Origin of the sequence: Flammeovirga aprica JL-4 (genome assembly GCF_012844305.1) — a bacterium.
Lineage (GTDB): Bacteria > Bacteroidota > Bacteroidia > Cytophagales > Flammeovirgaceae > Flammeovirga > Flammeovirga aprica.
Genome location: NZ_JABANE010000022.1, coordinates 87544 through 95683 on the forward strand (window position 1 = coordinate 87544; position 8140 = coordinate 95683).

Below are 8140 nucleotides of genomic sequence, written 5' to 3' on the forward strand. Positions count from 1 at the left end.
TGAAAGTGAAAATTGAATTCCTTCATATCAAAAAATAATTTTTTAAAACCAATTCGTGAGCAAATGCAAATTCCTTTTCTAGCATAAGCAATCATTGCACTTTGGTTGGAGTTGAGAATTTTTGAACATAAAAAAATCCCAAAGAAGGGAATCATTTGTGAAAAGTAGATAGAGGGCAGGTGAAAATGAGAGGAATGAAGGTTTTTTTTGTGAAAATCGATAGGATTAGACGCACCTCTTCTGTGCGACCACTGTTACAGGGTTCTTCCAAAGCGTAAATTTTGTATTTTCCTTGATCAACTCACGCATCCAATAATACTTTGGACCGGACTGTGGTTGCTGATTTTTGAGCAGTTGGAAATGTTCCATCCAAAGGTCGTAGTATTCCCAGTCATCTTTGTGATGATAATATTTTTTACCGATACGGTAAGCATAATGTTTTGGTACAAGGTTTTCCATTTTCCATCTATTAGGAATTTTCATATCATAGTACTGATCAGAATACCAATAAATGTATTTTCTTTCGACGTAAAGTTCGTAATTATTTTTTCTGAAAGGATGATGTATAAATGGATTCTTCTTTTTGGAACCTGCTAGCTTTTTTCTTGCAAGGTAAAGTTTATGTGCATACTCCGCATCATATTTTTGAGTGACAGGATTTGTATTGCGTTTGAGTTCGCGATAGATGGTAGAAGGTGACACTTCCAAACCTTCAGCAATTTCCGCAACAGAAAACCGCTTGTCTTCGATCAGTGCTTGTAATACTTTTCTATGATAGAGTTGAAGGTTTTTCATGAGGTTTTTTGAATAGTCAGTTTAATTAAATCGTTAGCACTTTCTAAAAGTAAGATAAACGTATTTAGAATCAAATAATTTACTTTAGTTTTTCCCTCAAAAAAACCTTGCTCAAAACTAACAATACTTATCAGCAAAGAGCAATTTGAAATGAAAGTAAAACGAACCTATTATGGTTTATGAGATACAAAGCAATGCAACTCTACAAAGGTTCTACTTTCAATTTTTGGTAGGATGTCCTTTAAGATGGATACCGTTGTAGTGACATTATATTTCAATGCCCGCCGCACCACTATAAAAACCACTCATAACATCACATTACGCACCATTTTTCTTCATTCTTCCTTCTTAATTCTTCATTAAAAAAATAAAGTATCGTAAATCTATCCTGCAAGATTAAGGCAAACAAAAGAAAATCGAGGGGTAATACAATCACAGATATTATTTGAAATATTGTAGTAGTTGAAATGAAAAACAGTTGAGAGTCTTTACAGTCCAAAAGTACTTTTTAGATAGGGTGGTATGACCTGATATACAGTGGCCGTAAATTTTTATGAACACTTTTTACGGATGGAACTCTTCAACTTATTTAAACATTTATACACACAAGTGAAATGAATAATCTGAAACAATTACTTTTTTTCCTGCTGACTTTCTGCATTGGGAGTACAGTATGGGCACAACAAACTCCCGATCAACTCTGGGCAGGTTTTGACCCTGACGCTAGCTTGGTAAAAGATGCGGTAACTGGAGAGATAAAAGAGGATATTATTTCTGAAAAAGTAGAGAATGAAATCTACTACAAAGAATCTTACATTCATGTTTCATTGCTCGGTCACGAGTTCAGAGTATTTACGAAGTATGCTGTAAAAGATGCATTGCGTAATTCAGGAACTGCACCGGCACTTCTTGATGTTCATGGCTGGATGGGGCAACCTAGCGTTGATATGGATTATGTGAACGATGGCTGGGCTGTTTTGGCACATGACTACTGTGGAAAAACAGGAACTAGAGCCAATTATACAGAGTATCCTGAGGAATTGAAATATGGAATCATTGATACAAATGAAGGGGGATACAGAATAAAGAGTAAGTTGCCAAATGGTGATTTGCTTACTGACCCTACGCAAACAGATGATTATTTATGGTACGCGATTCAGAGAGTAGCATTAAGCCACTTATTGAATCAGCCGGCGGTAGATCCTGCTAAAGTGGGTGCGAAAGGTTATTCTTACGGCGGTACTTTGATGTGGAACTTAGGGATGGATGAAAGAATCAAAGCTTTTGTTGCTTACTTCGGTATTGGGTACCTTGAATATTATAGAACGAAAAGCGTTTGGTTATACAATAATCCTTATGTAGAGCCTGATAAAACTGCAGGAGAAGAATTATACCTTGAGAGTATCGCTCCTCAAGCGCACGCACCTTACATCAAGGCGGCGGCTTTATGGTTAAGCGGTACCAATGATCATCATGGCGGGCATGAGAGAAGTGAAAAAATGTTTGACGGTTTCCAGAATGATGTGCCTTGGGATTTTGCATTGCAGGCAAGAGGCCATCATAATACGGAACAGCTTGGTGATGATGCTAAAATCTGGTTAGAAAATCATGTATTAGGAAGTGCTCATTTCTGGCCTGAAAGACCTGTGTCAAAGATTGAATTAGACGGTGAAGGTGTACCTGAGTATACAATCACGCCTACAAACGTAGATAAAATTGAAGCTGTAAAGATTTACTATTCAGTAAAGAATCCAGTGAGTTATACAAGAAGCTGGAGAGATACAGAAGCTATCAGAGTAGGTGATGAGTGGGTAGCTTCTTTGCCTGTATTTGATGTAAACGATTATGTTTTTGGCTTCGCAAATATTGAGTATGAAGGAAATATTGTTATTTCAGGTGATTTTGAAGCCGCAATTCCTATTCAGTTGGGAGATCATGCAATTGCTACTGATGAACCTTCAGATGAGGTTGAAAATGCATGGACCAATTCTGCTTATATTGAAGGTGTAGGTAACTTACCAGCCATCAGACCTATTGACAATAGTGGAATGGTCAATGAAAGCTTTACAGATCCAAAATATCAAGCCCCTGCAGATGCAGATTTCCATTTCTTATTTTACTGTACGCAAGCACAGAATTTAAAAGTGGTAGTTAATAATGAATTTGAATACGATTTAGCCATTACCACTTCAAATGATTGGCAACAGACATTTATTGAAGCGAACAATGTAATCAGCAGAAATGACGGAACTACTTCATTAGGCGATTGGTCTAATGCTACTAAAATTCAAATTATCCCTCAAGATGGAGAAGATATGACTAAAGTGATTTTCTCTCATTTCTCATGGGAAGCAAAGAATATTGATGAGTTATTAAAGTCATACGAAATTCAAGGTAAGCGATTGTATTTAACTTCAGCCAATATTTTTGAATCAGATTCTTATTGGAGAATCAGAGATGATTTACCTGTTGCTGATACTTATACAGATGGTTCACCTGCTGAATCTTTAACTTTAGGAGGTGAGGTTTATGAAAGAGGTTTAGGTGTTCATGCTGTATCAACAATTACATATACTATCAAAGAAGGATATGAGAAGTTTTATGTAATCCCGGCAGCATCTGAAACAAACAATGGAATCATAGAAATGAAAATCCTCTTGGATGATGAGGAAGTATATGCATCGGGCCAAATAAGATCGAGTGCTCAGTCACCAAGTAGAGTAGAATTGGACGTGAGAAACGCGAGTAAATTGACTTTGTTCGTAGGGGATGGAGAGAATGGTATTGGTGGAGATCATGCCAATTGGTTAGATGCATTCTTTATTGTAAATGATAGAGTAGATATAGAAACGCCACACATTACTGATCCTCAAGATGTCTCACTTTATACTATTCAGGTGGGAAGTAAATACCTTGAAGGTGTTGCTGAAGATGTGAAAAGTTATACACATAAATCAAGTTCTGGCAGTGAAGTGCCTACAGTTTTAGCCAAAGCAAATAATAAAAATGCGACGGTTGAAGTTACGCAGGCCAATGAATTTGGAGAGGCCGCTGTCATTACGGTCACTTCTGAAGATGGCAGTAAGACTGAAACTTACAGAGTAGTATTATCAAGTGTTTCTGTGGCTTCATTATCAACACTTCAAATTGATGGAGAAGAGGTTCCGGGATTCGATCCAAAAGTGACAGAATATACGGTTTATCTTCCAGAAGAAACAGCTTTAATTCCACAGCTTTCTGCTGTTTTAGCCAATGAGCAATCTTCTGTTTTTGAAATCACACAAGCAACAGCTTTCCCTGGTAAAGCCACTGTGAAAGTAGTTTCTGAAGATGGTACAAATGAACAAATGTACACTGTTAATCTATTTGGAGGTCGTAAAATTTATTTAACTGCCGAAACAGCATTTGAAATGGACACTTATGCCAGTACCATAAAGAATGATACAGATTTTAATGGTAATGCTTTTGATTTTGGTGGAGATAATCAGTTTGAGAGAGGTATTGGTTTACATGCTTACTCAAATGTCACTTATACAATCAAGGAAGGGTATGCTACATTTTCTGTTGTGCCAGCGTCTACCAATTCAGGAAGAGTGACATTGAGTATTCAGTTGGATGATCAGGAAGTATATAATAGTGGTGAAATCAATAAAAATAATCAATCACTAGAGCGAGTGGTGATAGATGTGGCAGATGCTAACATTTTGAGACTTATAGTAGTAGATTCTGATGGAAACCTAGGAGGAGATCATGCCGCTTGGGTAGATGCCCACTTTACAGCTGATGCAGCATTTGAAACAACACCACCTCATATTACTATACCTGAGGATGTTTCATTGTATTCAGTTATGATTGATGATGAGTATCTATCAGGTGTAGAAGTTGGGGTAACAGAATTTACCTATAAAAAACTAGTTGGAGTTGAAGTGCCTCAAGTGAAGGCTAAAACTAATAATAAGCAAGCCACAGTAGAAGTAGAACAAGCCGCTAATATCTATAACCCTGCATTGATTAAAGTAACTTCTTCAGATGCATCTTCAACGGAAACCTATAAAGTATTCTTTACTAACCCAGCATTCTCAACACTTTCGTCTTTGAAAGTAGACGGAATAGAAGTTGCTGGTTTTAATCCAGAAGTGACAGCATATACGGTTTCGGTTCCAGCAGGAAACCCAGCATTACCTCAGGTTGCAGCACACGCATCGAATGCAGATGTGTCATTATTAGAAATCACACAAGCACAGCAAGTGCCGGGTAAAGCAGAGGTAAAAGTGGTGTCTGAAGATGGAACTTCTGAAACTACATATACGATTAATTTTGTGGAAGGCACAAAAGTTTTCTTGACAGCAGAAACTGTTCTTGAAGCAAATACTTTCGCCAGCAGAATTAATAACGGTACTGACTTTGACGGAGGGGCTTTTGTGATTGATGATGTTACCTACGAAAAAGGTATTGGTGTACATGCCCCATCAGCAATTACTTACAGTATCAAAGAAGGTTATGAAACATTCTCAGTACTTCCTGCTGCATCTACATCCAATTCAGGTCGTTTGAAAATGATCATTCTATTAGATGGAGAAGAAGTATATAATACAGGAGAAATCAAATCTACAACACATGTTCCAGAACGCTTACAATTAGATGTTTCTGAGCATAGCAAATTGACACTGATTATTGATGAATCTGATGGAAGCAATGCAGGTGACCATGCCAATTGGGTAGATGCTTACTTTGTAGCGAATACTGCATTTGAAACAACACCTCTTCATATCACAAAACCTGATGATGTTTCTCTTTACTACTTGAAAGTAGGGGATGAATATTTAGGAAAAGGAAAAGTAGAGCAGAAGGAATTTACTTATAAAGTAGCTGAAGGAGTAGACTTCCCTAAAGTCACTGCGTTGGCCAACAATAAGGATGCGGTACTTTCTATCAACCCTTCTGTAGAAGTGGCAACACCTACAGTGATTACTGTAACATCAGCGGATGGAAATGTAACAGAAACGTATGCGATTAATTGGGTGAATTTCTCAACGGATGCATCATTATCAGATCTCTTAGTAGACAATACAAGTCTTACAGATTTTGATCCTGCAACCACAGAATATACAGTGCTTTTACCTTATGGTTCTACTGATATTCCTAACTTGTCTGCAACAACAACGAACGAATTAGCAACATTAGAATACACCCAAGCGACAACAATGCCAGGTGTAGCAAAAGTGGATGTGTTAGCTGAAGATGGTAAAACGAGCAAGACCTATACTGTTAATTATAATTGGGTTGCCCCATCAACAGTGACTACTTTATCAACCTTAAAAGTAGATGGAGAAGAAGTATCAGGTTTCTCATCAGAAGAGACAACTTATACGATTACTTACCCATACGCTACAACAGGTTCACCGGTAGTTACAGCAGAAGCGACAGATTCAAATGCATCAATTGAAATTACAAATGCTTCAATTGAAGGAGCGGCGAAAGTAGTAGTAACTGCTCAAGATGGTACAACGACATCGACTTACACAGTGAATTATGTTTGGGAAGCCCCATCAACAGTGGCAACATTATCAACCTTGAAAGTAGATGGAGAAGAAGTATCAGGTTTTTCATCAGAAGAGACAACTTATACGATTACTTATCCATATGGTACAAAAGGTTTACCAGTAGTAACAGCAGAAGCGACAGATTCAAATGCATCAATTGAAATTACAGACGCTTCAATTGAAGGAGCTGCGACTGTAGTAGTAACCGCTCAAGATGGTACAACGACATCGATCTACACAGTGAATTATGTTTGGGGAGATGCTTCAACAGTGACTACATTATCAACATTGAAAGTAGATGGAGTAGAAGTGTCAGGTTTTTCATCAGAAGAGACAACTTATACGATTACTTATCCATACGGTACAACAGGTTCACCAGTAGTAACAGCAGAAGCGACAGATTCAAATGCATCAATTGAAATTACAAATGCTTCAATTGAAGGAGCTGCAAAAGTAGTAGTAACTGCTCAAGATGGTACAACGACATCGACTTATACTGTAAATTATGTTTGGGGAGATGCTTCAACAGTGGCTACTTTATCAACTTTAATGGTAGATGGAGAAGAAGTATCAGGTTTCTCATCAGAAGAGACAACTTATACGATTACTTATCCATACGGTACAACAGGTTCACCAGTAGTAACAGCAGAAGCGACAGATTCAAATGCATCAATTGAAATTACAAATACATCAATTGAAGGAGCAACGAAAGTAGTAGTAACCGCTCAAGATGGTACAACGACATCGACCTACACAGTAAATTATGTTTGGGAAGCCCCATCAACAGTGGCGACATTATCAACCTTAAAAGTAGATGGAGAAGAAGTATCAGGTTTCTCATCCGAAGAGACAACTTATACGATTACTTATCCATACGGTACAACAGGTTCACCAGTAGTAACAGCAGAAGCGACAGATTCAAATGCATCAATTGAAATTACAGATGCTTCAATCGAAGGAGCAGCGAAAGTAGTAGTAACCGCTCAAGATGGTGTAACGACATCGACTTACACAGTGAATTATGTTTGGGAAGCCCCATCAACAGTAGCGACATTAAACGGAATTTCAGTAGACGATACACAGTTAGAAGGGTTCTCTATAGATCAATTGATTTATGTCATAACAACTGCAGAGGTTCCTGTAATCACAGCGACTCTTTCTGATGAAAATGCAACTGTTGAAATCAAGCAGGCAGAGAACTTTGGTGATGTAGTAGAAATTGTAGTGACAGCACAAGATGGCGTTACAAAGGTTACTTATTCTATCACAGTAACGAAGTCGGAGCCAACAGCAGTAGATGACTTTGCATCAAAGGTAAATATCTATGCATTTAATAATACCTTGGTTGTGAAATCAGAAGAAGTACTAAAAGGTAGTACACTTCAACTGATCAACACAAACGGTCAACTGATCCATAAACAATCTTTAGATGGATTGGGCACTGAAGTAAGCAACCTGCCTCACGGAATACTAATCGTAACATTAGTAAGTGACAAAGGGGTATTAACAAAGAAATTATTTATTGAATAATTTGTTATAAAATACATTGTATAGCTTGTATACAAATTCCATAGAAAAGGGGTATCATAGTATGATGCCTCTTTTTTTCATATAAAAAGAGGAGAGGTAATTAAAAAAAGAAGGGTGGTAAAAAAATATATTTTAATTCATCCCTCTTTCTATTGTATGTAAAGTCCTAGATTTACAAATGTAAATCTAATTGATGCTAAGTACATTGTAAACTAAGTTTTCGTTAATATTTGAGTGTAACTTTTATGCATAATATCTCTAGCATTTTCTTT

General features: G+C 37.2%; 2 protein-coding genes. One reads left to right on the plus strand and one right to left on the minus strand.

Features of this window, described 5'->3' with window-relative positions; all coding sequences use genetic code 11:
* Nucleotides 1–225 precede the first annotated feature (225 nt).
* The gene (locus HHU12_RS10315; protein ID WP_169656661.1) at nucleotides 226–795 is read right to left on the minus strand and encodes a helix-turn-helix domain-containing protein; all 570 of its coding nucleotides are present in this window, start codon (nucleotides 793–795) and stop codon (nucleotides 226–228) included.
* A 614-nt stretch (nucleotides 796–1409) separates the two neighbouring features.
* On the opposite strand from HHU12_RS10315, the gene HHU12_RS10320 reads away from it, so the two are divergent.
* Nucleotides 1410–7868, plus strand: coding sequence for an NPCBM/NEW2 domain-containing protein (locus HHU12_RS10320; protein ID WP_169656662.1), 6459 nt, complete (start codon nucleotides 1410–1412; stop codon nucleotides 7866–7868).
* Nucleotides 7869–8140: the final 272 nt, after the last annotated feature.

Bases quoted from the DNA above. Each gene is read 5' to 3' on its own strand.
- HHU12_RS10315 (WP_169656661.1), bottom strand. From the start codon at position 795: ATGAAAAACCTTCAACTCTATCATAGAAAAGTATTACAAGCACTGATC.
- HHU12_RS10320 (WP_169656662.1), top strand. From the start codon at position 1,410: ATGAATAATCTGAAACAATTACTTTTTTTCCTGCTGACTTTCTGCATT.